The sequence below is a fragment of the Geodermatophilus sp. CPCC 205761 genome, assembly GCF_051383655.1.
Taxonomy (GTDB): Bacteria; Actinomycetota; Actinomycetes; order Mycobacteriales; family Geodermatophilaceae; genus Geodermatophilus.
Window position 1 is genome coordinate 16,989 of sequence record NZ_JALPKQ010000030.1, and the last position, 22,710, is coordinate 39,698.

General features: G+C 73.9%; 19 protein-coding genes. 4 read left to right on the forward strand and 15 right to left on the reverse strand.

Annotation, left to right across the window (positions count from 1 at the left end; all coding sequences use genetic code 11):
- Positions 1–42: 42 nt before the first annotated feature.
- From MY526_RS17675 to fabG, 3 genes are read right to left on the reverse strand one after another with little or no spacing between them, the layout of a single operon-like run.
- The gene (locus MY526_RS17675) at positions 43–1,158 is read right to left on the reverse strand and encodes a ferrochelatase (RefSeq protein WP_436704712.1); all 1,116 of its coding nucleotides are present in this window, start codon (positions 1,156–1,158) and stop codon (positions 43–45) included.
- A gap of 39 nt (positions 1,159–1,197) precedes the next feature.
- The gene (fabI, locus tag MY526_RS17680) at positions 1,198–1,971 is read right to left on the reverse strand and encodes an enoyl-ACP reductase FabI (RefSeq protein ID WP_436693851.1); all 774 of its coding nucleotides are present in this window, start codon (positions 1,969–1,971) and stop codon (positions 1,198–1,200) included.
- Entirely contained in the window at positions 1,971–2,675 is a 705-nt protein-coding gene (gene fabG / locus MY526_RS17685; protein WP_436693852.1) for a 3-oxoacyl-ACP reductase FabG, read from the reverse strand. The genes fabI and fabG overlap by 1 nt, the downstream gene beginning before the upstream one ends.
- 124 nt (positions 2,676–2,799) lie before the next feature.
- Here fabG and MY526_RS17690 point away from each other — a divergent pair, with 124 nt between their 5' ends.
- Positions 2,800–3,123 carry a hypothetical protein gene (locus tag MY526_RS17690; protein WP_436693853.1) on the forward strand — a complete coding sequence of 108 codons (324 nt, stop codon included), beginning with the start codon at positions 2,800–2,802 and terminating at the stop codon, positions 3,121–3,123.
- Between the two features lie 42 nt (positions 3,124–3,165).
- On the opposite strand, the gene MY526_RS17695 is transcribed toward MY526_RS17690, so the two are convergent.
- The 3 genes from MY526_RS17695 to MY526_RS17705 form a co-directional block, all read right to left on the reverse strand.
- Complete coding sequence (locus MY526_RS17695; RefSeq protein ID WP_436693854.1) at positions 3,166–4,401, reverse strand: acyl-CoA dehydrogenase family protein; 1,236 nt, start codon at positions 4,399–4,401, stop codon at positions 3,166–3,168.
- A gap of 75 nt (positions 4,402–4,476) precedes the next feature.
- Complete coding sequence (locus MY526_RS17700; RefSeq protein ID WP_436704713.1) at positions 4,477–5,436, reverse strand: helix-turn-helix domain-containing protein; 960 nt, start codon at positions 5,434–5,436, stop codon at positions 4,477–4,479.
- Between the two features lie 112 nt (positions 5,437–5,548).
- Positions 5,549–6,097 carry a GNAT family N-acetyltransferase gene (locus MY526_RS17705; protein ID WP_436704714.1) on the reverse strand — a complete coding sequence of 183 codons (549 nt, stop codon included), beginning with the start codon at positions 6,095–6,097 and terminating at the stop codon, positions 5,549–5,551.
- A gap of 77 nt (positions 6,098–6,174) precedes the next feature.
- Between MY526_RS17705 and MY526_RS17710 the strand changes: the two genes are divergently transcribed.
- Positions 6,175–6,999, forward strand: coding sequence for an enoyl-CoA hydratase/isomerase family protein (locus tag MY526_RS17710; protein ID WP_436704715.1), 825 nt, complete (start codon positions 6,175–6,177; stop codon positions 6,997–6,999).
- Between the two features lie 18 nt (positions 7,000–7,017).
- Here the strand turns inward: MY526_RS17710 and MY526_RS17715 are convergent, their stop codons facing one another.
- Both MY526_RS17715 and MY526_RS17720 read right to left on the reverse strand, forming a co-directional pair.
- A complete protein-coding gene (locus tag MY526_RS17715; RefSeq protein WP_436693858.1) occupies positions 7,018–8,247 on the reverse strand; it encodes a DUF4032 domain-containing protein in 1,230 nt (409 codons plus the stop codon).
- Positions 8,248–11,696: 3,449 nt separating this feature from the next.
- Positions 11,697–13,367: a hypothetical protein gene (locus tag MY526_RS17720; RefSeq protein WP_436704723.1), complete on the reverse strand. Its 1,671-nt coding sequence runs from the start codon at positions 13,365–13,367 to the stop codon at positions 11,697–11,699.
- On the opposite strand from MY526_RS17720, the gene MY526_RS17725 reads away from it, so the two are divergent.
- Entirely contained in the window at positions 13,258–13,635 is a 378-nt protein-coding gene (locus MY526_RS17725; RefSeq protein WP_436704716.1) for a hypothetical protein, read from the forward strand. The genes MY526_RS17720 and MY526_RS17725 overlap by 110 nt on opposite strands.
- On the opposite strand, the gene MY526_RS17730 is transcribed toward MY526_RS17725, so the two are convergent.
- From MY526_RS17730 to MY526_RS17740, 3 genes are all read right to left on the reverse strand, one after another.
- Positions 13,630–14,508: an alpha/beta fold hydrolase gene (locus MY526_RS17730; protein ID WP_436704717.1), complete on the reverse strand. Its 879-nt coding sequence runs from the start codon at positions 14,506–14,508 to the stop codon at positions 13,630–13,632. The two genes, MY526_RS17725 and MY526_RS17730, sit on opposite strands and share 6 nt — an antisense overlap.
- A 350-nt stretch (positions 14,509–14,858) precedes the next feature.
- Positions 14,859–15,221, reverse strand: a complete 363-nt coding sequence (locus MY526_RS17735; RefSeq protein WP_436704718.1) for a hypothetical protein — start codon at positions 15,219–15,221, stop codon at positions 14,859–14,861.
- Positions 15,218–16,366 (reverse strand): TRAFAC clade GTPase domain-containing protein, encoded by a 1,149-nt coding sequence (locus MY526_RS17740; RefSeq protein ID WP_436693869.1) that lies wholly within the window; start codon positions 16,364–16,366, stop codon positions 15,218–15,220. The genes MY526_RS17735 and MY526_RS17740 overlap by 4 nt, the downstream gene beginning before the upstream one ends.
- A 192-nt stretch (positions 16,367–16,558) precedes the next feature.
- Between MY526_RS17740 and MY526_RS17745 the strand changes: the two genes are divergently transcribed.
- Positions 16,559–17,530 carry a quinone oxidoreductase family protein gene (locus tag MY526_RS17745; RefSeq protein WP_436693870.1) on the forward strand — a complete coding sequence of 324 codons (972 nt, stop codon included), beginning with the start codon at positions 16,559–16,561 and terminating at the stop codon, positions 17,528–17,530.
- Positions 17,531–17,676: 146 nt separating this feature from the next.
- Here MY526_RS17745 and MY526_RS17750 read toward each other — a convergent pair whose 3' ends face one another.
- The 4 genes from MY526_RS17750 to MY526_RS17765 all read right to left on the reverse strand — a co-directional run bounded on the left by MY526_RS17750 (position 17,677) and on the right by MY526_RS17765 (position 22,579).
- Positions 17,677–18,633: a VWA domain-containing protein gene (locus MY526_RS17750; protein WP_436693871.1), complete on the reverse strand. Its 957-nt coding sequence runs from the start codon at positions 18,631–18,633 to the stop codon at positions 17,677–17,679.
- Positions 18,630–19,511: a DUF58 domain-containing protein gene (locus MY526_RS17755; protein WP_436693872.1), complete on the reverse strand. Its 882-nt coding sequence runs from the start codon at positions 19,509–19,511 to the stop codon at positions 18,630–18,632. Before MY526_RS17755 ends, MY526_RS17750 begins: the two co-directional genes overlap by 4 nt.
- A 128-nt stretch (positions 19,512–19,639) precedes the next feature.
- On the reverse strand, positions 19,640–20,899 hold the full coding sequence (locus MY526_RS17760; RefSeq protein WP_436693873.1) for an AAA family ATPase: 1,260 nt from the start codon (positions 20,897–20,899) through the stop codon (positions 19,640–19,642).
- Positions 20,900–21,184: 285 nt separating this feature from the next.
- Complete coding sequence (locus MY526_RS17765) at positions 21,185–22,579, reverse strand: C40 family peptidase (RefSeq protein ID WP_436693874.1); 1,395 nt, start codon at positions 22,577–22,579, stop codon at positions 21,185–21,187.
- Positions 22,580–22,710 lie beyond the last annotated feature (131 nt).

Consider the following 22,710-nt stretch of genomic DNA (forward strand, 5'->3'; position numbering starts at 1 on the left):
ACACCGCAGAAGCGAGCGGTCCGGAACGCCGGCAACGACCGCTCAGCGAGTCGGCCGGGCCACGAAGCAGCAGGCGGCCGGGCAGTTCGTGCCGAGCCGCGGGGGGCCGCCGGCGCGGCGCTCCTGCAGCAGCTCGCGCACCGTCGCGACGAACGCCGGGTGCGTGCCGGCGGTGCCCGCGCGGACGAAGGTGAGGCCGACCTCGCCGGCGGTCGCGCGCGCCTCGTTGTCGAGGTCCCAGACGACCTCGAGGTGGTCGCTGACGAAGCCGATCGGGAGGAGGACGACGGCCTGCTCCCCCGCCGCGGCCAGAGCGCGCAGGTGGTCGTTGACGTCGGGCTCCAGCCACGGCACCGACGGCGGCCCGCTGCGGCTCTGCCAGACCAGGTCGAAGGGCCGGCCGGGCGCGGCGGCGTCCACCACCTGCTGCACGGCGGCGGTCAGCTCGGCCTCGTAGGCGTGCCCCTCGGGGCCGGCGACGGCGGCCATGGCGTCCGGGATGCTGTGCGCGGTCGCCACCAGGCGGGCGGTGTCGCGGACGCCGTCGGGCAGCTCGGCGAGCGCGGCGGCCAGGGCGTCGGCGTTGGCCCGGACGAAGCCCGGGGCGTCGAAGTAGTGCGGCAGCTTCTCCGCGGTCGGGCCGCCACCGGTCACCGCCCGGGCCCGCGCGATGTCCTCGTGGTACTGCCGGCAGCCCGACGCCGAGGCGTACGCCGAGGTCGCGAAGACGTAGACGTGCTCGACGCCGTCGTCGGCCATCTGCCGCCAGGTGTCCTCGACGTAGGGCGCCCAGTTGCGGTTGCCCCAGTAGACCGGCATCTCGATCCCGGCGGCGGCGAGGTCTGCCTCCACCGCGGCGATCAGCGCCTTGTTCTGGTCGTTGATCGGGCTGACGCCGCCGACGTGGTGGTAGTGCTCGGCGACCGCCTCGAGCCGCTCTCGGGGGATGCCGCGCCCGCGCGTGACGTTCTCGAGGAACGGCATGACGTCGTCGTGCCCCTCGGGGCCGCCGAAGGAGAGCAGCAGCAGCGCCTCCCGGCGGCCGGCCGGGGCGGGGTCGGCCGGCGGTGCGGCCCCGCCGTTGTTGCGGACGGCGAGCGAGGGGTCCTCGTCCGGCTTCTGGTCAGGGTGGATGTCGACGTCGGTGGCGCGGGGCACGGTGGTTTCTTCTCTCCGGTGCGGCGGAACGGATGCGGCTCACACGCCGACGGCGTGGAACCCCCCGTCCACGTGCACGATCTCGCCCGTGGTGGCGGGGAACCAGTCCGACAGCAGCGCGACGACGGCCTTGCCGGCGGGCTCGGTGTCGGTGACCGACCAGCCCAGCGGGGCGCGGGCCTCCCACGCCTCCTCGAACTGCGAGCTGCCCGGGATGGACTTCATCGCCATGCTGCGCAGCGGCCCCGCCGCGACCAGGTTCACCCGCACCCCCTCGGGCCCGAGCTCGCGGGCGAGGTAGCGGGAGGTCGACTCCAGCGCCGCCTTGGCCGCGCCCATCCAGCCGTAGACCGGCCAGGCGACGGTCGCGTCGAAGGTCAGCCCGACGACGGAGGCGTGCTCGCCGAACAGCGGCCGGCAGGCCTGGGTGAGCGAGGCCATCGACCAGGTGGACACCTGGAACGCCGTCGCCGCGTGCTCCCACGCCACCTCGGGGAAGCCCTCGCCCATCGCCTCCTGGGGCGCGAAGCCGATGGAGTGCACGACGCCGTCCAGGCTGTCGCCGACGTGCTCGCGCAGCCGGTCGGACAGGGTCGACAGGTGCTCGGTGTTGGTCACGTCGAGCTCGACGACCGCCGCCTCGGCCGGCAGCCGCTTGGCGATCCGCTGGCACAGCGACAGCGCCCGGCCGAAGTTGGAGAGGACGACGGTGGCGCCCTGCTCCTGGGCGATCCGGGCCGTCGCGTACGCGATCGACGCCTCGGTGAGGACGCCGGTGACCAGGATCTTCTTGCCCTCGAGGATGCCGCTCATCAGTGCCCCATTCCCAGTCCGCCGTCGACCGGGACGACCGCCCCGGTGATGTAGCCGGCCGCGTCGCTCGCCAGGAAGCGCACCACGCCCGCGATCTCGTCCGCCGAGGCGTACCGGCCCAGCGGCACCTGCCCGAGGATCTCCTGCTGCCGCTTCTCCGGCAGCTGCGCCGTCATGTCGGTCTCGACGAAGCCGGGCGCGACCACGTTCGCCGTGATGCCGCGGCTGCCCAGCTCGCGGGCGATCGACCGGGCCAGGCCGACCAGGCCGGCCTTGCTGGCCGCGTAGTTGGTCTGCCCCGCCGAGCCGAGCAGGCCCACGACCGAGGAGATGAACACCATCCGGCCGGTCCGCGCGCGCACCATCTTGGCCGCGGCGCGCTTGGACACCCGGTAGGCGGCGGTGAGGTTGGCGTCGACGACGTCGGCGAAGTCCTCCTCCTTCATGCGCATGAGCAGCCCGTCGCGGGTGATCCCGGCGTTGCTGACCAGCACCTCCACCGGGCCCTGGTGCTCCTCGACCTCGGTGAACGCCCGGTCGACGGCGGCGGCGTCGGTGACGTCGCACTGCACGCCGAAGAGCCCGTCGGGGACTCCGCTGCCGCGGTGGGTGACCGCGACCGAGTCGCCCTGCTCGGCGAAGGAGCGGGCGATCGCCAGCCCGATCCCCCGGTTGCCGCCGGTCACGAGCACCGATCTGCCCACTGCGTCACTCCCCTGCCCCGACCGTCCCGTCGGGAGCCGAACCTAGTCGGTCGGCGCAGGTCACACCTCCGCGTGGGCCGACGGGGCCGGCTCCCCGCCGCCCCGGACGCGGCACACTGGTCCGGTGAGCCCGGTGTCCCCCGACGGACTGGCGGCCGCGCACGGCGTCGTCCGGCTGCTGAACACCGCAGGCGGGCGGGTGCTGTGCCTGGCCGGCGAGGTCGATGCCGCCGCCGTCGCCGCGTTCGTCCGGCGCTACGGGCGTGAGCCGGCGCGGGTCGACGGCATCGACGCCGGCTCGGTGACCGCGCTGTCGGCGCCGGGACTGGACCTGCTGCTCGACCACCTGGCGGTCGCCGAGCGGGCCGGGCGCCGGGTGACCCTGCGCCGCTCGCCGCCGGTGGACCGCTCCCTCGCCGGCGCCGGGGTGCTCCCCGACCGCGCCTGACGGTGGGGGCGGTTGTCCGCCCCCACCGCCGGCGTCATGTCGTCACGCCATGCCGGAGGCCGCCAGCGGGTCGTAGCCCGGAGCGCGGAACAGGTCCTGCAGCTGGCGGCGGCGCACGCCGGTGTTGCTGCCCTCGATGATCGGGTAGGCCAGCGCGTCGGCCAGGCACGACAGGATGGGGAAGCGCCGGTCGTAGGCCTGGACCCCGATGACCTTCACCAGTTCGTTGACGACGTCGAGCCCGGTCTCCGAGCCGAAGACCTTGGCGTGCAGGGCCAGCTCGGGTCCGGCCGGGTGCCCGGACAGCACGGCATCCATCGCCCGCCAGCCCAGCAGCCGGACCGCCTCGATACGGCCCTTGGCGTCGGAGAGGGCGTCGGACACCGCCTGGTGGTCGATGATCGGCACCGCTCCCCCGCGCTTCTCCGTGAGGGCGAACCGGAGCGCGATGTCGAAGGCGCGGCGCATCGCCGCGACCGCGAAGACCGCGATCGAGGCACCGCTGGCCATGAAGGCGCTGCGCGTGAGGGCGATGCCCTCCCCCTCGGCCCCGAGCAGGTTCTCCCGGGGCACGCGCACGTCGGTGAGCCGGACCCGCGACGTCAGACAGCCGCGGAGGCCGGGCAGGTCGTAGTGCTCCTCCACCTCGACGTGGCCGGCCAGGTGCTCGCGCTCGGCCACGATCAGTGAGACGCCGCCGGGTGTTCGGCAGACGATCGTCATGAGGTCCGGACCGGCGCCGTCCCAGCCGGACAGGTGCGAGGCCCAGGCCTTGCGTCCGTTGACGACCCACGAGTCGCCGTCCGGGACAGCGGTGGTGCGGGTGCCCTCCGCCGGCGGCGGTGCGGCGAAGTTGGCGCTGCCGCCGGGCTCGCTGTAGGCCATGGCGGCCAGGGGGGCGCCGGAGTCAGCGAGGAAGGGGGCCACGAACCGCTCGATCTGCTCAGGCGTGCCGACCTGGTAGACCGGGCTGAGGGCGATGATGGGGCCGGCCATCGAGATGACGAAGTCGGGGCTCACCGTCGCCCACTCCTCGATGAAGATCGCGGCCTCCACCCCGCCGGTGGCGGCGCCGCCGAAGGGCGCCGGGATGAAGCCCTTGAGGAAGCCCGCGCCGACCGCCTTCTCGAAGACCGGCCGGGCCAGGAGGGCCCGGGTCAGTGGATCGGGCTCGCCGGCGACGTCGTCGGCCAGGCCGCGCAGGTGCGCTTCCGCGAACTGCCGGGCGGCGAGCTTGAGCTGCTCCTGGTCGGGGCTCAGCACGAAGGACACGGCCATGGTGGCTCCTCGGGGGCGGGACGGTTTTCGCGACCCCACTGATCATCGCGGCGGCACACGGACGCGTCCCGGCCGTCAGCGCACGCCGACCGTGCCGTTCGTGCACGCCGCACCCTGGCGCGCCTCCCGCGGGCTCACGCCGAAGCGGCGGCGGAAGGCCCGGCTGAACGACGAGGGGTCGTCGAAGCCGTGCGCCGTCGCGATCTCGGTGACGGTGACGGTGGGCGCCGCGGCGGCGAGCACCAGGGCACACCGGTCCAGGCGCATGGCCCGCACGGTCGCGCCGAAGGAGTCCTCGGCGTCGGCGAAGAGGTTGTGCAGCGTGCGCGGGGAGATGGCGAAGCGCCGGCACACCGTGGTCACCGACAGGGTCCGGTCGCCGAGGTGGTCGCGGACGTGCTGCAGCACCGCGGCCCGGACGGCGCCCCGGTCGAAGCGCCCGGGCTCGACCCCGGCGGCGGTCGCGGCCGCGACGGCCGACGCGAAGGACTGCTCCAGGTCCCGGGTCCCGGTCCTGTCCACCTCGTCGCCCACCTGCCACAGGGCGTGCATCAGCGCGGTCACCACGCCACCGGCGCCCGCCCCGCCGACCGCCACCGCGGTGCTCGGCCGGCGGCCACCCAGTCGCGACGACAGGTGTGCGTGCGGCACCCGGTAGGACACCATGTGCCACACCCCGTCCAGGTCGAAGGAGTACGGCTCCGTCGTGTCCACGACGGTGAACTGGCCCGGCCCGACGACCGACTCCCGGCCGCCCTGGCGGACGGCGCACCGACCGGCCAGCTGGAGGTTGACGAAGTAGTACGCGGCGTCGGTGTCGGCGACCTCCCGGACGCCGTGCAGTGTCTCCTGAGGCTGCGACACGATCCGCGCCCGGTTCACCTCGACCAGCGGCCGGGTCTCGACTCGGGCTGCGAACCCGGGGCGATCGGTCCGCCGCACCGCACGCAGCGGCACGAACGCGCGGCAGATGACGTCGTTCCAGTAGTCGAACTGGTCGCGTTCGGGCAGCGGCGTGCTGTCCCAGACAGGCATGGGAGCCCCTCCGCACCGGCGACCGACCTGACCGCGCTGCACCGAGAGGATCGCCGCTCGCAGCGCGGATGTCGACAGCCCCGTGACCGCTGTCGGCTCCCGCGGCGGAACCTCAGCCCCGGGCCGCCGGCGTCCGGGTGAGCAGGACGCCAGGCGTCGGGTCGTCCGGCCACCGGATCGGCAGGTCGACCGGCTGCCAGCCCAGCGACCGGTAGAGCCCGTGGCCCGGGCTGTCCCGGTGGCAGGTCAGCCAGCACCAGGCGCCGGCCAGCTCGCGGTGCACGTGGGCCATGAGGCGGCGGGCGTGCCCGTGTCGCTGCGCGCCCGGGTGCACGGCGAGGCGGGCCACCTCCACCCACGCCGGCCCCGTCGGCAGCCCCCAGCGCCGCGCCGGTTCGGGGTCCCGCCGCACCCCGACGTGGCCGACCAGCCCGTCGGCGTCCGCGAGGACCCAGGACCGGTCGAGGCGCTTGCGGTCGAACCACTCGGCGATGTCGAGCCGACCGGCGTACACGCTGGGCGCGTAGCGCCCGCAGCACGCGTCGTTCGCCGCCGCGAACAGCACCAGCAGCGCGGGCCGGTCCGCCGGGGTCGCCGGCCGCAGCACGGGCCCGGGCGGGTCTCCGCCCGCGGGCCCGGCTCCCGCGTCCCCCGAGGCCACGGCGTCCAGCGTGCGGGACGCCCGGGCGGGGCGCCACCGCCGGGACGCCGGCCGCTGCGCCCGCTAGGAATGTCGGCATGGGTGCAGAAGACGCCGTCCCCGTCCGGCTCGAGCGGGACGGCGACGTGGTCGTCGTCGTCCTCGACCGGCCCCCGCTGAACCTGTTCGACGAGAGCGTCTTCGCCGGCTTCGAGCGGGCGGTCGCCGAGCTGGTCGAGCTGACCGCGCCGGGCCGGCCGGACCGGGCGCGGGCGGTGCTGCTGGAGGCGCGCGGGAAGGTCGTCTCCGGCGGGGTCGACGTGCACGCCTTCCAGGAGATCGCCGAGGGCCCCGACCCGGTGGGCCGCGGCTCGGCACTGTGGGCCCGGCTGTTGCGGCTGGCGCAGACCCTGGAGGACCTCCCGGTGCCCACCGTCTTCGCGGCCCACGGCCTGACCCTGACCGCGGCGTTCGAGCTGGCGCTGGCCTGCGACCTGCTGCTCGCCGCGCAGCGGGCGTCGTTCGGCCTGGTGGAGATCGTCGTCGGGCTGACCCCGTCGATGGGCGGGCCGCAGCGGCTGGCCGAGCGGGCCGGGCCGGCGCGGGCCAAGGAGCTGGTCTTCACCGGCGAGCGCTACCCCGCCGATGTGCTCGAGCGGTGGGGTGTGGTCAACCGCGTGCTGCCCGACGACGGCTTCCCCCAGGCCGCCCGCGCCCTCGCCGCCCGCGTCGCGGCCGGCCCGACCGTGGCGCACGCGGCGACCAAGCGGCTGGTGGGCACGGCCGTGCGGGACGGCGTCCGGGCCGCCGACGCGATCGTGCCCCAGGTGTCCGGCCCGCTCTTCGCGACCGAGGACCTGCGCGGCGCCGTCGCCTCGTTCCTGACCGACGGGCCCGGCAAGGCGACCTACGGGGGCCGGTGACGTCGCCGCGCGCCGTCGTCACGGTGACGGTCTGGCTCCTCGGGGGTTCGGCGTGACCAGCTCCGCGGACACCTCCGGCAGCACGCGGTCGACGTAGTCCCGGACGGCGGCCCGCATGCCCACGTCCCGGCCGCTGGCCTCGGACAGGAACCACCGGTGCTCGAGGACCTCGTGGAAGATCTCCGCGTCGTCCAGCCGGTTGCGCAGGTGCGCGGGGACGTCGGCCAGCGTCGGCTCGTACACCTCGGCGCGCCAGCGGAGGGTGGCCACCGCGTCGGGGACGCGGCACTGCTCCTCCTGCTCCAGCCACGTCCGGTAGGCCGCGATGTCGCCCAGCAACCGGCGCGCCTGGTTCTCCTGGACGTCCAGGCCGGTCCCGGCGAACAGCAGACGCCGGTTGTGGCCCGGTTCGGCCACCCGCGTGGTGAGCCGCAGCCGGCTGCCGCCTCCCGGGTCGTCGATGATCTCCACCTCGGCGACCTCGAACCCGAGGTCCTGGAGCCGCCGGATCCGCGCCTCCAGGCGGAAGCGCTGCTGGTCGCGCGGCACCACCTCCTCCCCGGTGAGCTCGGCCCACAGGTGCTCGTAGCGCGCCACCAGGTCACCTGCGGCGAGCGCCGGGTCGACGTCCTCGGCGAGGCAGCCCCGGTCCCGCAGGTCGACGAGCTCCCCGACCACCCGCCCGTAGGCGACGTCCAGGTCGTGGTCGCGCTGGTCCTGGGACAGCCGGTGGTGCACCTCGCCGGTCTCGGCGTCGACCAGGTAGGCGCCGAGGGTGCCGGCGTCCAGCCGGAACAGGGTGTTCGACAGCGAGCAGTCACCCCACACGACGCCGGCCAGGTGGAGCCGCACCAGCAGCTCGACCTGGGCGTCCATCACCCGGCCGGTCAGGTGCGCCCCGCGCGGGTTGGCGAACAGCGCGAGGAAGGACGACGAGTAGTCCAGGAAGCGGGTGACCAGCACCGCCTCCTGGCCGTCCGGCCGGTCCACGACCACGCCGAGGGCCTCCACCGCCGGGACGCCCAGCTCGTGCAGCCGGCGCAGCACGCGGTACTCCCGGCGGGCCGCCTCCTCGGGGAGCTCCTTGAGCGCGAACACCTGCCCGGCCTCGGCGACGAAGCGGACGACGTGCCGCGAGCGCCCGCTCTGCGGGATCTCGACGACCCGGTCATCGCGCCACCGGTCGAGCGGGAGCTCCCAGGGCAGCGTCACCAGGTCGGTCGTCGCCTCCGCAGGCGGACTGAACACGAAGCGCACCGCACACCCCCCGGTCCTCGGCCGCGCGCACCGCACGGGTGGCCGGCGTCGGCTTCATCCGTACCCCCGCGCGCCGACGGCACCCGCTCGATCCGGTCACCGCCCCAGGGGGTCACTTCCCGGTGAGGTGGTCCACGCGCTCGATCCACGGCCCGTCGGCGAACCTGACCGCCTGAACCGGGCTGGACTCCGCGAACAGCGTGTCGAGCATCGCCTTCCTCGTCGCTTCGTTGCCGGGAGGCCGGACGAAGTCGATGAGGATCGTGTCGCCCTTGGTGGCCGCGTCGGCGTCGATCGCCTTCATGTCGAGCCCGGCCTCCTGCGCATAGCGCTTGGCGCGGCCCACGGCAGGGGCGAACACCGCGTCGGAGCCGGGCGGCGCCGTGATCAGGTCCGACTTCTGCTCGACCCACTCCTTGCGCCCGGTCCTCGAGCCCGGTCGCGCGCCGGGCTCGAACGCGTAGTCGAGGATGGTGAAGCCGCCGTCCGGGTGCGCGAGGCGGGTCTTGTTGCGCCCGCCGCTGGGCGAGAACAGCGACTCGCTCAGGCCGCCGCGCAGGTTGTTGATCCACTGCGTCTGCAGCCCGGCGTCCCGGCCGAGCTGGTCGAACTCGTCGAGCATCCGCACCCGCTTCTCGTGCGGCAGTGTGGTGCTCCGTGGCGCGGTCTCGCGCAGCTGGTACATCGCCGCGAGCATCTCGATCTGCTCCGGCGTCGGGTCGTAGGGCCGGCCGGCGCGGTCCGGCTGGCCGCGGTGCTCGGTGGCGAACGTCTCCGCGCGCTGGACGTGCCGGTCCCAGCCGGGGAGGTCCTTGTTGGCCGCCACGCGGCCGGTCGCGACGCGGGGACGCCGGGTGGGCACCTCGACGTCGACCGCCGCCAGTTTGGCGGTGTCCGTCTTCGCCGTCCGCACCCGTTCGACGAGAGCGTGCGCCTCGTCGGGCTGGAGCCCGCGCAGCTTCTCGAGCAGCGGTCGGAACGCCTTCTCCTTGCGCAGCTCGCCGTAGGCAGCGCCGCCGTGCTCGCCGATGAACCCGAGCGCGTCGCCGGACCCCGACAGCCGCTTGAGGCCGTCGGCGCCGAGCTGCCGCGGGTGCGGCATCGCGGGATCGCCGACGACGCGCAGGAAGAGCTCCATGCGGCCCGGCGGCACCATGGCGAGGACGTCGGCCACCGTCGACGGCGCCAGCGGGTTGTCCTTCGCGTACTGCTTGGAGCCCATGCGCGCCAGACCCTCGGCGGCGCGCGGGTCCGAGGCCGCGAGCTTCGCCCGCGCGATCCCCTCGGCGTACGACCTGATCGTGCCGGCCTGGAAGTCGGTGACCTTCTTCAGGCCGCCCGTGCCGAGGAACTCGTGCAGCATCCGCGCCTGGTCGGGGGTGACCGCGTCGAGCAGCTTCGTGGTGCGCCTCTCGTCCAGGCCGAACTGCGAGCCGGGTGCGGCGGGTGCCGGCGTCGGCGGCTTCGCCGCGGGCTCGTCGACCGGGCCGGCGGTGCGGGCCGGGACGTCGCCGCCCCGGGCGGCGGCGAGGATCTCGTCCGGTCGGGCGCCAGCGGCGACGTGCAGGACCTTCCGGTCCCCCTCGGACCGCAGGTGCGTCCGGTTGCCCCCGACGACGACCTCGACGGCGCCGTCGCCGAGCGTGTCGACGACCTTCTCGCGCAGCGCCGGATCCGGCAGCACCCCCTCGAGCCGCTCGGACACGGCGGCGGTGCGCTCGGCCTTGTCGAACTGCGCCTCGGTCATCGCCTGGCGATCGCCGACGATCCTGCGCTCGGTGTGGTCGTAGCGCGGCGTCTCACCGTCGACGTGCAGGAACCGGCCCTTCGCCTCGAGCTCGCCGATGCGCGCGCCGAACTTCTTGATGGCGGCCTGCTGGATGACGTGGCCGCCGACCATCACCAGCGCCTGCTGGGCGACGATCGAGCCGTAGGTCGCGATGACGGCGTCCCGACCCTCTCTGATGAGCGTCTCCTGCTGCCCGCGCAGTTCCTCGAGCTCGGGGTCGGAGGGGTTGATCCGCTCCAGCTCCGCGATCCGGTCGTTGAGCTTCGCCAGCCGCGAGATCACGCCGTTGCGGACCTTCTCGATCTCGTCCCGCCCCTGGGCGGTGATGAGCACGACCTGGCCCGCGAGCTGCACACCCTCGATGACGTAGTAGGCCTTGCGGCCGAGGCTGACCAGCCGCGAGGAGCGCCCCGCGACGGGGATCAGGTCGAGTGCGAACTGCGCGCCGGCGTACAGGTAGTCCTTGTCCTTGAGCGTGCCCTTGGACGCCTTCTCCTCGAGCTCGGTGATCGTCTGCGCGGTGTTCCAGATGATCGCCAGGGCGAAGCCAGCGGCCTGCAGGCCCGGGACGACCATCATCACGGCCGCGGCGATGTTGACCGCGATGTTGACCGCCGGGTCGAACACGGTGGTCTTGACGTCCTTGCCCAGGGTGTCGGTGACCTTGCGGAACTTGACGTAGGAGTCGGTCGGCGCCTGCGTCGTCTCGCTCCAGCCCTGGAAGGCCACCGAAAGGGTGCCGTCGGGGTACAGCTCGGAGAGCTCGACGAACACCTCCTCGTACGCACCCTCGGCGGTGTCGTTGTCGACGTCGGTCACGTAGTTCTCGCTCTCGTAGACCTGCGAGAGGTCGTGGACGACGACGTGGTAGCCGCCGTTCGCGGTCCGCTTCTGCAGGCAGACGAGGTCGAGCGCCTTCGACGGCGCCTTCTTGCTGCGGCTGACGAAGACACCGGTGCACGGGATCAGCCGGGTGCCCTTCGCGTCGGCCTCGACCTTCGTGCGGCCCTCGCGCAGGGTCTCGAGGTAGTCCTCGGCCCAGTTGCGGATCGCGGCCGCCTGGTCCCCCCGCCGCGTCGCGTACTGCGTGGCGAGCGCCTCCACCCGTGCGATCTCGGCGTCGATCCCCTTCAGTCGGTCGGCCATGCTGCCGGCCCTGAACGCCGGGTCGAGCGGGCCTCGGGTGATCGTCCCCTCTTCGTAGTCGGTCAGCGCGCTCGTGACACCGCCGACGTCGAAGCGGCGTGGGTCGGTCTTCGCACCCGTCGGCGCGGCGAAGCCCGCCAGCGCCGTCCGCTCCTGGAAGTCCGCCTCCTTCTGCTCGGTGAGGACCTTCACCTCGGTCGAGAAGTGGGCCGTCCGGAAGAAGTTGTGGTTGACGATCGCCTCGACGACGTACGTTCCGGCCTGCGGGAAGGTGACCTCGAAGAGCTTGTCGTTGACCGGCCCCTGCGCCCGCAGCGGGGAGTAGGTGTTCAGCTCGTCCTCGAAGACCAGCTTCGGCTTGTCCTTCGGGTACGCGACCCACTGGACCTGGATCAGCGGGGCGCGCAGGGCGTCGACGTCGTCCTTGGTCTGGAACGTGAAGACGGCCTCCTTGCCGGGGACCGGCCGGCCGCCCGTGAGGACGATGTCCCCGTGGACCGGCCGGTCACGGACCGGCTGTTCGTCGCTCACGCCGGGATCTCCGAGGTCCAGGCGTGTGCGGGCGTCCTTGAGCTCGATCTCCTCGATGACCGCCTCGAGGACGTCGCCGAACCGGGTGCTCTTCTTCGCTCCCTCGGTGGAGCTCGTCAGGCGCGCGATGATCTGGCGGCGCAGCGGGCTCTTGGCGATCTTGACGAGCAGCAGTGCGTCCGGTTCGGAGAGCGAGAGGTGGGCCTCGTCCTTCTTCCGCGGCCCCTGGGCAGGGCCGGCGATCTCCTTCAGCACGGCCATGATCTGCGGCCAGTCGTCCTTCATCGAGGCGGGGAGCGAGATGGTCGCGTCCTTGACGCGGCCGGCCTCCTTCGCCGCGCCGGCCGTCGCCGTGGCCACCCAGCCCGGCCCGAAGAGATCGGCGACGTGGGCGGCGGTCAGCCTGAAGTGGGCCGAGCGCTCGAGCTGGTCGGCCGGCCTGGGCAGCGTCCACACGTAGCCGGCGTAGAACGCGGTGCGCCAGCCCGGGTCGCGGCCGGCGCCCATCGGCTGGTCGAGGGCGGCCTCGAGGATGCCGAAGACCTGCGCGGTGAATGCCGCGTCGACGATCTCTGTGGCCGCCGGCGTCGTGATCGACCGGCGCACCAACCCCGTGTCGACCCAGATGTCGGCGCCCTGCGGGCTCGCGCGGACGACGACCTGCTCGCCCGGTGGATTGCCGATCACCTCGGTCGTCAGATGCCTGACCGGCAGGACGATCGTGGGGGGCTGGTCGGCCAGCTTCCCCGGCAGGTCGAGGTCCCTGAACGCCGGGTGCTTCGCCAGCGCCGTGACGTCCGCCCACGGTGCCGCCTCGGTGAGGCCGGAGAGGATCTCCCTCATGACCGCCGCGTCGGTGATCCTGACGGTGTCGGGAGGGAACCCCCGGTCCACCAGCCACTGCTTGGAGATCACCACCCAGAAGGCCATCCCCCTGCGGTGCCACTCGACGTTGCGGCCGGGCGGCAGCTGGGGGCCCGCGACGGGCTTGTCGACCGCCTGGGGGCTCCGCTGGAGCAGCAGTCCGCCGCGGGCCGCACCCATGGCCCGCTGCACGGCCTGGTTCCCGGGGGCCCGCTGGACCGCGACGATCGCCGCCCGGCCGAGCCCGGCCGCCCTGCGCGGGACTGACACGGCCGAACCGCGCGGGGAGCTGACCGGCACGCCCGAGCGGCGGGTCGGCGACGCCTGTGACGCGTCGCGCGTCGGCGCGGTCGACCAGTCCTCGATCGCCTCCCGCGCGCCTGCGGTCACCCCAGCGACTGTGACGCCGAGGCCTCGGCCCGTCAATCAGCCCCGGGTCCGGGACCCGCCGGTCAGGGCGCCGTGGAGCCCGGCGGGATCGCCCGTCCCGTCGGCTCGTCCACCAGGGTCCCGAGCGTCGCGCGGCACCACGCTCGTGGAGAGAGGTCAGCACCGCCCGGTAGGAGGTGAACCGCTCGTCGTCCACCAGGTCGCCGAACAGGTCGCGGTCGGCGAGGAAGGCGAGCGGGTCCTCCCGCTGGCGGCGGCCGCGCGCCGTCAGCGAGTCCCGCTTGCGGTCGACGACGTCGATCGGCTGCCCGTCCTCGTCCACGCCCTCGGCGTACCGCGCCCAGCCGGCGACGACCGCGGCCGACCGGCGGATCTCCCCGCCGGTGGCCAGGTTCTCCCGGACGACGGGGAAGCAGCCACTTGGGCAGCCGCTCGGAGCCGTCGAGGGCCAGCTCCTCGCCGCGATCCGGCGGAACCGCGAGTGGTGCTACGACCTCGTCGGCACCGCGGCCGCCAACGGTCACGCCGGCTTCTCCGACTACCGGGGCGGCGGGGCGCGGGAGCGGGCCGAGCGGACCGCCCAGTGGTACCTCGCCCACGAGCCCGTGCAGCACTCCTCTGAACCCCGCCGCCCCAGGCCCCCATGCGAGGTGTCATGAACGCCTGACCCACTCGAGCATCAGCTGGGGGCGTTCGAGGATGAACAGGTGGCCCGATCCCCGGTGCTCGATCAGGCGGGCGGAGGAGACCTTCGCCGCGACCCACCGGGCGATCCCGACCGGCACGTTGACGTCCTCGGTGCCGTGCAACAGCACGGTCTCCACGGTCAGGTCCGCCGGATCCACGCCGAGCGGTCCCGTGCCGAGGGCGAGGTCGCGGACCGCAGCGCCAGGGCCTTGCTCGAGGGCCTCGCGGAAGTCCTCGTCGAACCGCCGGCGCCACTCGGGGGCATCGAACACCCGGCGATCGGAGGCCGGCATGAAGCGCCTCCCTGCCCTGCTCACGGCCGAGTCCGGATCGGCGGACAGCTGCGCGGCCAGCAGTGCCCCCGTGACCCGCGGGGCGTACCGGGCCAGGAGCAGCAGGAGCCGGACGGGCGGGGCCGTTCCCCGCCGCGCGGCGCGCGGGACCGGGAGTCCCGCCGAGACCAGGATCAGCCGCTCGAACCGCTCCGGATGCGAGATCGCGGCGGCCAGCGCGAACCCGCCTCCACCGCTGACCCCGCACAGCGTGACGGTCGGTAGCTCGAGATGATCGAGCAGCTGCCGCAGGTCATCGGCATATCCCGGGAAGGTGGTGCCCCCGGGCACGCGGTCACTGGCTCCGTAGCCCGGTCGCTCGGGCGCGATCACCCGGATCCCGGCGCCGCCCGCGAGCCCGTGCACCCACTGGAACTGCAGCCGCGAGCCGGGCGTGCCGTGCAGCACCACCAGTGGCGCACCATCGGCACTGCCGTACTCGGCCCAGGACATGCGCCGGCCGTCCGCGAGCACGAACGTCAGGGCCGTCCGCGGGGGCACGCCCTCAGCCACTCCCGCATGGTGGACGCGGGCTCCCGACTCGACAACGGCCGCCGACACGGGAGGGGAGAGGCCGGCGAACCGCCGCCGGCTCCCTGACCGCCCTGGACGCGGAAGTGATACTCACCCGCCGGAATCCTGAGAGGTACATCGGGATCAGGCGACGGGTCCCGCTCGATTCCGGCGCAGGGCAGCCATTGATCGGGCGCTCATCGGGGCACCCAGTCCGGCGACGTCGACGTGTCCGGTCGCGTGCCGACGACAGTTGCGGCGACAGCCGACCTGGCCCGGTCGCTCGGAACGGTGACCTGGAGCAACCGGCAGCCGTGGACGTGCTGACGAGATGGACGATGCCGCTGAGGTCATCCGTCGGCCGAAGGCGGCTTGGACAGCTTCCAGACCCGTTCGAATGCGTCGGCGACCAGGGGCCAGATCCGCTGACGAGCATCCTCGACCGAATCGATTCCATCGGCCAAGGGACCGAAGACCACGAAGTCGTGGGGGATCACTCTGCCGGCCCGGTCCTGCCGCCCCAAGGGATCCGGGAAACGCAGCGCCACCATCTCGGGCAGCGCCACCGTCTCCGCGACGCGACGGCAGGCCTCCGACGTGTTCTCGACACCCGAGAAGGCGGCGTCGTAGACGGGGAGCGGATCCCCGGATGCGTCGTTACGGAGGAATCGAAAGCCCCAGGTCCGCCCACGAGTGGCCCAGATGAGGCTCATCTCAGGCTCCTGAGGAGGATGTGCTCCTCTTCGCCCTTGTTCAGGTCCATCGCGAAGCGGGTCAATGTGGCTCGCAGATGGTCGTGTGTGGCCAGCGCCTCGGAGTTGATCTCTCTGAGCCTGTCCCCAGTCAGCTCGGCCGCTTCGGTCACGCTGGAACCGACGATGTTCAGCAGCTGACCTACCGGGCCGAGCAGCTTGCTCTTGCTCCCGACCAGCGCAGCGGCCAGAGGTCCGGCGCCGCGCAGCAGACTCTCGATCACCTTTCCCGGGATCTGCTTCGCCTGGGCCCACCGGACGTGGCGCTCGAAGGGCAGCATGGCGGCCAGGGGCAGGATCATCTCCAGACCAACGCGCTCGGTGACCTCGATCCTGTCTGCGTCGAACTTCGCTGACGAGAGCAGCAGGAAGTCCTCACCGACTGACAGCGCGTCCCCGGCTTCCACCAGGCCGGCGAGCACCTTGCGCAGTTCGTCCATGTCGTCCCAGGCCTTCTCGATGAGAAGGTCCCTGAACGCGAACACGTCCAGGTCAGGTAGCAGATCGGACTTCGACAGGCCCATGATCCAGATGCGCGGGAACTCGACGAGAGGCTTCCCGTCCGTCAGCAGGTCGTCCCTGAGCGACAGCAGCCCGTTGCGGAAGTTGGCCAGCAACGACTTCAGGTACCGCTCCTCCTCCCCGGAGTTGTCCACCAACCGCTGCCCGTCCACGAGCAGGAGAGCGACATCGGAACCCAGCAAGGACCTGAACGTGTCGACCCTGCGCCGGGCTTCCTCTGATCCGCTCACGTCCTGCTCGAACCACTCCCCCGGGTAGTCGTGCCAGACGAGGCGCAGGGCGTCGAACGGCCTGGTCCTCATGGCCTTGGCGCCGGACGCGTCCTTCAGCTTGATCGAGAAGGAGTAGGACGTCGCGGAGAAGCGGGTGGCCTCGGGCAGCCGCGCTGAGTTCTTCATGCCGAGGTAGTTCCTGTGCAGCCGAGCACCTTGCCCGATGTCGTCCGCCACGACGTGGAACAGACTGTTCCGGAGGTACTGAGGCTCCTGCGTGGCTCCGTAGAACGAGGAGATCAGGACGGTCTTGCCACTGCCGCTCTCGCCGAACACTGCGATGTGCTGCTCCAGCGCTGTGCTCAGTCGCATGGGCGGAGCGTAGGGACCCTCGCGGACAGTCACGGCCGACGGGCTGGCCGCGTGTCCCAGCGACGGGAGCTCGGGAATCAGCTGCTGATCGCCGGGGGACGACCACGGCCTTCCTCAAGGACGACAGGGGCCTGCCGTGCCGAGCACACCGCCCGCCACGCTGCGCGTGAGGCAGGCCATAACCTCACCGTCATGCGCGCTGTCCAGATCACCCGCTTCGGCGGTCCCGAGGTCCTCGACGTCGTCGACGTGCCCGATCCGGTCCCTGCCAAGGACGAGCAGCTGTTCGACGTCTCCACCGCCGGCATCAACTACGCCGACACCCACCAGGTCGAGAACAGCTACCTGGCGCCGCAGGAGCTGCCGCTGGTGCCCGGCGCGGAGTTCGTCGGGACGGCGGCCGGCGGCGGGCCGCGGGTGGTCGGGCTGCTCGGCGGTGGCGGCTACGCGCAGAAGGTCGCCGCGCACCCGCGGCTGACCTGGCCGGTGCCCGACGGGGTGACCGACGAGCAGGCGCTGGCCGTCGTCCTCCAGGGGGCGACCGCGTTCCACCTGCTGCGCACCAGCGCGCACCTGGCCGGCGGCGAGACCGTCGTCGTCATCGCCGGCGCCGGCGGGGTCGGATCGCTGGCGATCCAGCTGGCCCGGCGCTGGGGCGCGGGCCGGGTGATCGCCACCGCGTCCAGCCCGGAGAAGCGGGCGCTCACCGAGGAGCTCGGCGCCGACGCGAGCGTCGACCCCGCCCTGGCCGACGACGACCCGAAGACGTTCACCGCCGCCCTGCGTGAGGCCAACGGTGGCAAGCCGGTCGACGTCGTCCTGGAGATGACCGGCGGGCACGTGTTCGACGGCTCGCTGTCCGCGCTGGGGCCCTTCGGCCGGCTGGTGGCGTACGGGCAGGCCGGCCGCACCCCGCCCCGCCCGGTGCAGTCCGGCTCCCTGATGCACCGCAGCCGGGCGGTCATCGGCTTCTGGCTGGCGCACTGCATGGCCCGACCGCACATGCTCGACGACGCGATGACCGAGCTGCTGCCGCTGGTCGCCGACGGTGCACTGCGGCCCGTCCCCGGCGGCCGCTATCCGATGTCCGCCGTCCGCGAGGCGCACCAGGACCTGCTCGCCCGCCGCACCACCGGCAAGCTCGTCCTCGACCCCTCCCGCTGAGCGGCCCCGCCCGTCGTCTTCCGCGGAAACCGACGGACGGAGCCCCGCGGCGACGACGGACTTTCCGCGCCGAAAGTCCGGGGCGAGGACGGACTCTCCGCGCCGAAAGTCCGGGGCGAGGACGGACTCTCGGCGCGGAGAGTCCGCTACACCAGGCGGTTGGTCCAGAGCAGGCTGAGGACGACGCCGACGAGGGCGAGCAGCACCCCGCCGCGGACGAACCAGTAGCTGACGTCCCGCGGCTCGACGGTGTACCCGATCTGGCTGCCGAGGTCCTCGTACACCTGCTCGAGCTCCGCGGCGCTGGCGGCCTCGCTGTAGCTGCCGCCGGTCTCCTCGGCGATCTCCTCGAGCGTCGCGCGGTCGACCGGCACCGGCACCCGCTCGCCGTCGAGGTCGAGCGTGCCGTAGTCGGTGCCGAACGCGATGGTCGACACCGGCACCCCGGCGTCCACCGCCGCGTCGATCGCCTGGGTGTCGTCGCGGCCCACGGTGTTGTAGCCGTCGGAGAGCAGCACGATGCGGGCCGGCGGCAGCTCCTCGTCGGTCGCGTTGAGGGCCGACTGGTAGTTCTCGATCGCGGTGAGCGAGGTGAACACCGCCTCCCCGATCGCGGTCGACTCGGCGAGGTCGAGGTTGTCGATCGCGCTGCGCACCTGGCCGCGGTCGGTCGTCGGCGTCACCAGGGTGGTCGCGGTGCCGGCGAAGGAGACCAGCCCCAGGTTGATCCGGGCGGGGAGGACGTCGACGAACTGCTTGGCCGCCATCTGCATCGCCTCGAACCGGCTCGGCTCGATGTCGGTGGCCTGCATCGACAGCGACACGTCGACGGCCATGATCACCGTGGCCCGCTCGCGCGGGACGCGCACCTCCGTGCTCGGGACGGCGAGCGACACGACCAGCGCCGCCAGCCCGAGCGCCACCACCCCGAACGCCAGGTGCCGGCGCCACCCGGGCCGCTTGGGCACCAGCGAGCCGAGCAGCGCGACGTTGGTGAACCGGGCGGCGTAGGCCCGGCGGCGCAGTTGCAGCACCACGTACAGCCCGACCAGCGCGACGACGGCGAGCAGGGCGAGCAGCCACAGCGGGGCCTGGAAGGTCATCGGGACGCTCCTCCGCTGCCGGCCCGCCGGCGGTCGGCGACGAACCGGACGACGTCCATCAGCCAGTCGCGGTCCGTGCGCAGTTGCAGGTGGCCGGCCCCCGACCGGCGCAGCGTCGCGGCGATCGCCTGGCGCTGGGCGGCGGCCCCGGCGGCGAAGCGGGCGCGGAACTCGGCGTTCCCGGTGGGCACCTCGAGGGTCTGGCCGCTCTCCGGGTCGACGACGGTGAGCAGGCCGACGTCGGGCAGCTCCAGCTCGCGCGGGTCGACCACCTCGATCGCCAGCAGCTCGTGCCGCCCGGCCAGACCGCGCAGCGGCCGCTCCCAGTCGCTGTCGCCCAGGAAGTCGGAGACGACGACCACCAGACCGCGCCGGCGCGGCGGCCGGCGCAGCGACTCCAGCGCCTCGGCGAGGTCGCCCCGGCGGCCGCCCGCCGCCCGGGGGGTGGCGACCACCTTGCGCAGCAGCCGGTCGGCGGCCAGCCGGCCCGACGCCGCCGGGTACCGGTCGACCCGCTCCCCCGTGGTGACGACGGCGCCCAGCCGGTTGCCCCCGCGCACGGTGAGGTGGCTGACCGCGGCCAGGCCGGCGATCGCGAGGTCCCGCTTCTCGCAGAGGGCGGTGCCGAAGTCCAGGCTCGCCGACAGGTCGACGACCGCCCAGGTCTCCAGCTCGCGGTCGGCGATCGTCTCGCGGACGTGCGGCACCTGGACGCGCGCGGTCACCGGCCAGTCCATCCGCCGGACGTCGTCGCCGGGGTGGTAGGTGCGGGAGTCGCCGGCCTCGGTGCCGGACCCGGGGACCAGCCCCAGGTGGTCGCCCTGCAGCAGGCCGTCCAGCCGCCGCCGGACGGTGAGCTCCAGCCGCTGCAGCAGCACGTCGGCCGGCCCCTCGCCGAACCGCGGGGGCGCGCCGTCCCCGGCTCCGGGGTCGATCCCGGAGCCGGGGGTCGGAGCGGGCCCGGGCGGTTCCTGTACTGCCGTGGCGGCCGGGCGACGACGGAGGATCACGCCGGTGCGGACCCGGAGGCGTAGCCGTTGCCGGCCGACCCGGGCTGGCCGGGCGCGGGCGGGCCGAACTGCGGCGCGGACGGGCCGGGGCCGGGCTGCTGGCCCCCGGGCTGCCCCGACGGCGGGCCGAACTGCGGCGCGGACGGGCCGAACTGCGGGGCGCCGAACTGCGGCACGGCCGGCCCGCCGGGCGCGTTCGGACCGAAGCCCCCGGACCGCTGCCGCGGCGTCACCTGGGGCAGCGGCACGGTCTGCAGGATGCGCTTGACCACGTGGTCGGCCGGCACGCCGTCGGCCAGCGCGTCGTAGGAGAGCACCAGCCGGTGGCGCAGCACGTCGGCGGTGACGTCGAGGACGTCCTGGGGCAGCACGTAGTCCCGCCCCCGTACCAGCGCCAGCGCGCGGCTGGCCGCGATCAGCCCCAGCGAGGCGCGCGGGCTGGCGCCGTAGGACACCCAGGACGCGACGTCCTCCATGCCCAGCTCGCGCGGGGCGCGGGTGGCCACGACCAGCCGGACGACGTAGTCGACCAGCGCGTGGTGGACGAACACCTGCGTGACCGTCCCCTGCATGCGGACCAGGTCCTCGGGACCGAGGACCGTCTCGGGCACCGGCGGGGTGGACCCCATCCGGTAGATGATCTCCCGCTCCTCCTCCGGGCTCGGGTAGTCGACGAGCACCTTCATGAGGAACCGGTCGCGCTGTGCCTCGGGGAGCGGGTAGACACCCTCCGACTCGATCGGGTTCTGCGTGGCGAGCACGAGGAAGGGGTCGGGCAGCGGGTGGGTGACCCCGCCGATCGACACCTGCCGCTCGGCCATGACCTCCAGCAGCGCCGACTGCACCTTCGCCGGCGCGCGGTTGATCTCGTCGGTGAGGACGAAGTTGGCGAACACCGGGCCGAGCTCGGTGTCGAAGGTGTCCCGGCCGGCCTTGTAGATGCGGGTGCCGATGATGTCGGCCGGCACCAGGTCGGGAGTGAACTGCAGGCGGGCGAACTTCCCGCCGACGACGGTCGCCAGCGTCTCGACCGCGAGGGTCTTCGCGACGCCCGGCACGCCCTCCAGCAGCACGTGGCCGCGGGCGAGCAGGCACACCAGCATCCGCTCGACCAGCCGGTCCTGGCCGACGATCACCCGCTTGATCTCGAACAGCACCCGCTCCAGGCGGGCCGCGTCCACCGACGGCGGCACCGGTTGGCCGGCGGCGGGGACCCCGGTGGGCTTCTCGAGGGGCGTGCTGGCGGCGCTGCTCACGGATCTCCCTGATGGTGCCGGGTCACGGCCTCCGGGAGGCCGGCGACGGGGCGGCGTCCCCGTCCCCCCGCCAGTGTCCTACACGTTGCTGGAGGGTTCCTGGACGTGCGCCGTGCACCCGCCGGGCGCGACCCTGCACCCCGCGTTCCGCCGGGCCGACGGCCGTTCTTCCGGCGCGTGCGCACCCCTGCCCGCGGCCGCGGGTGACTGCTAGCCTCGGCACTGCGTCGGGCAGCTCCCCCCGTGGCTGCCCGACGCCCTTTCCTGTGCGCCCCGGCCCCGCCTTCAGCCGGTCGGCCGGACGGCGCCGAAGTAGTTCGCGCCGAACCACATCGACGAGACCCGGACGACGTCGCCGCTCTGCGGCGCCTGGATCACCTCGCCGCCGCCGATGTAGAGCGCCACGTGGTAGATCGACGTGTACTCCGAGCCCGACGCCCAGAACACCAGGTCCCCGGGCTGCAGGTCGGCGCGCGCCACGGTGCGGTTCCGGAAGTTCCACCACTGGTCGCGGCTGACCCCGCCGATGGAGATGCCGGCCTTCCAGTAGGCGTACTCGGTGAGCCCGGAGCAGTCGAAGCCGACGATGTCCTGGTCGGGGTCCAGCCCGCCGCTGGGACCGTTCTTGCCGCCGCCGCCCCAGCTGTAGGGCAGCCCGCGCTGCGATCGCGCCGCGGCGATCGCCGTCTGCACGGCGGACATGGTCGGGCCGCCGGCCGTGGTGCTGCCGCCACCGCCGGAGGACGAGCCCCCGGTGGAGGAGCCGCCGGTGGACGAGCTCCCGGACGACGAGCCGGACGACGACCCACCCGACGACGCGCTCCCGGACGACGAACCGCTCGACGAGCCGCCGCTGGCCGACCCGCCCGAGCTCGTCGTCGTGCGGGGCCGGGCGGCCTGCGCTGCCGCGGCCGCCTCGGCGGCCCGGGCCGCGGCCTGCTCGCCCTGGGCGCCGGAGAGGGTCTCCTGGGCCTCGGCGAGCTCGGCCTCCCAGACCTCCTGCTGCTCGACGAGCGTCTCGGCCTGGGCGCGGGCGGCGACCTCCTGCTGCTGCGCGACCTCGAGCGTGTCGGCGGCCTCGGTCTCGGCCGCCACGGCCTGCTGCACCGCGACCTGGGCCGTCGCCTCGGCGGCGGTGGCCTGCTCCTCGAGGACGGTGAGCTGGGCGACGACGTCGACGCGGTGGGTGCCGACGGCCTCCAGCAGCGCGGCCCGCTGCACCAGCTGGCTGGGGCCGCTGGCGCTCATCAGCGCCGCGGCGCCCGGCGACGTGCTGCCCCGCATGTAGCTCGACCGCGCGAAGGCGGCCACCTCGGCGCGGCCGCGGTCCACCTCCGCGGCGGCCCGCTGGGCCGCGGCGGCGGCCGCGTCCGCGGTGGCCCGCGCCGCCTCCTGGGCGGCGCGGCGGAGCTCGTACTCCTGGAGCGCGATCTGCGCGGCCTGGTGCGCCGAATCGGCCGAGGCCTGGGCGGCCGCCAGCTGCGCGCTCAGCGCACCGACCTGGGCCGCGGCGGCGTCGCGCGCCGCCTGGGCCTGCGCCACCCCGCTGTCGCCAGGCGCGGCGACCGCGGTGCCGGGGGCGAGGCCCGCCAGCAGCAGGCCGGCCACCGCCGCCCCGGCCCCGCGCAGGGCCCATCGGCCGCGCTGGGTGGACCGCTTCCTCCGTGCACCGCTGACCACTGGACCGACCCCTCTCCGGGGCGCGGCGACGTCCGAGGGGGACGTCGCCGCGCGACCCGACACCGACAGCGCCCCGGAGGGCGCTTCCTGGTGGGGGGATCGACTGGATCGGGACCGCGGCGGAGGGGGTC

Bases quoted from the DNA above. Each gene is read 5' to 3' on its own strand.
- fabI (WP_436693851.1), bottom strand. From the start codon at position 1,971: ATGAGCGGCATCCTCGAGGGCAAGAAGATCCTGGTCACCGGCGTCCTC.
- MY526_RS17740 (WP_436693869.1), bottom strand. From the start codon at position 16,366: ATGCGACTGAGCACAGCGCTGGAGCAGCACATCGCAGTGTTCGGCGAG.
- MY526_RS17745 (WP_436693870.1), top strand. From the start codon at position 16,559: ATGCGCGCTGTCCAGATCACCCGCTTCGGCGGTCCCGAGGTCCTCGAC.
- MY526_RS17700 (WP_436704713.1), bottom strand. From the start codon at position 5,436: ATGCCTGTCTGGGACAGCACGCCGCTGCCCGAACGCGACCAGTTCGAC.
- MY526_RS17695 (WP_436693854.1), bottom strand. From the start codon at position 4,401: ATGGCCGTGTCCTTCGTGCTGAGCCCCGACCAGGAGCAGCTCAAGCTC.
- MY526_RS17710 (WP_436704715.1), top strand. From the start codon at position 6,175: ATGGGTGCAGAAGACGCCGTCCCCGTCCGGCTCGAGCGGGACGGCGAC.
- MY526_RS17735 (WP_436704718.1), bottom strand. From the start codon at position 15,221: ATGAGCCTCATCTGGGCCACTCGTGGGCGGACCTGGGGCTTTCGATTC.
- MY526_RS17750 (WP_436693871.1), bottom strand. From the start codon at position 18,633: ATGACCTTCCAGGCCCCGCTGTGGCTGCTCGCCCTGCTCGCCGTCGTC.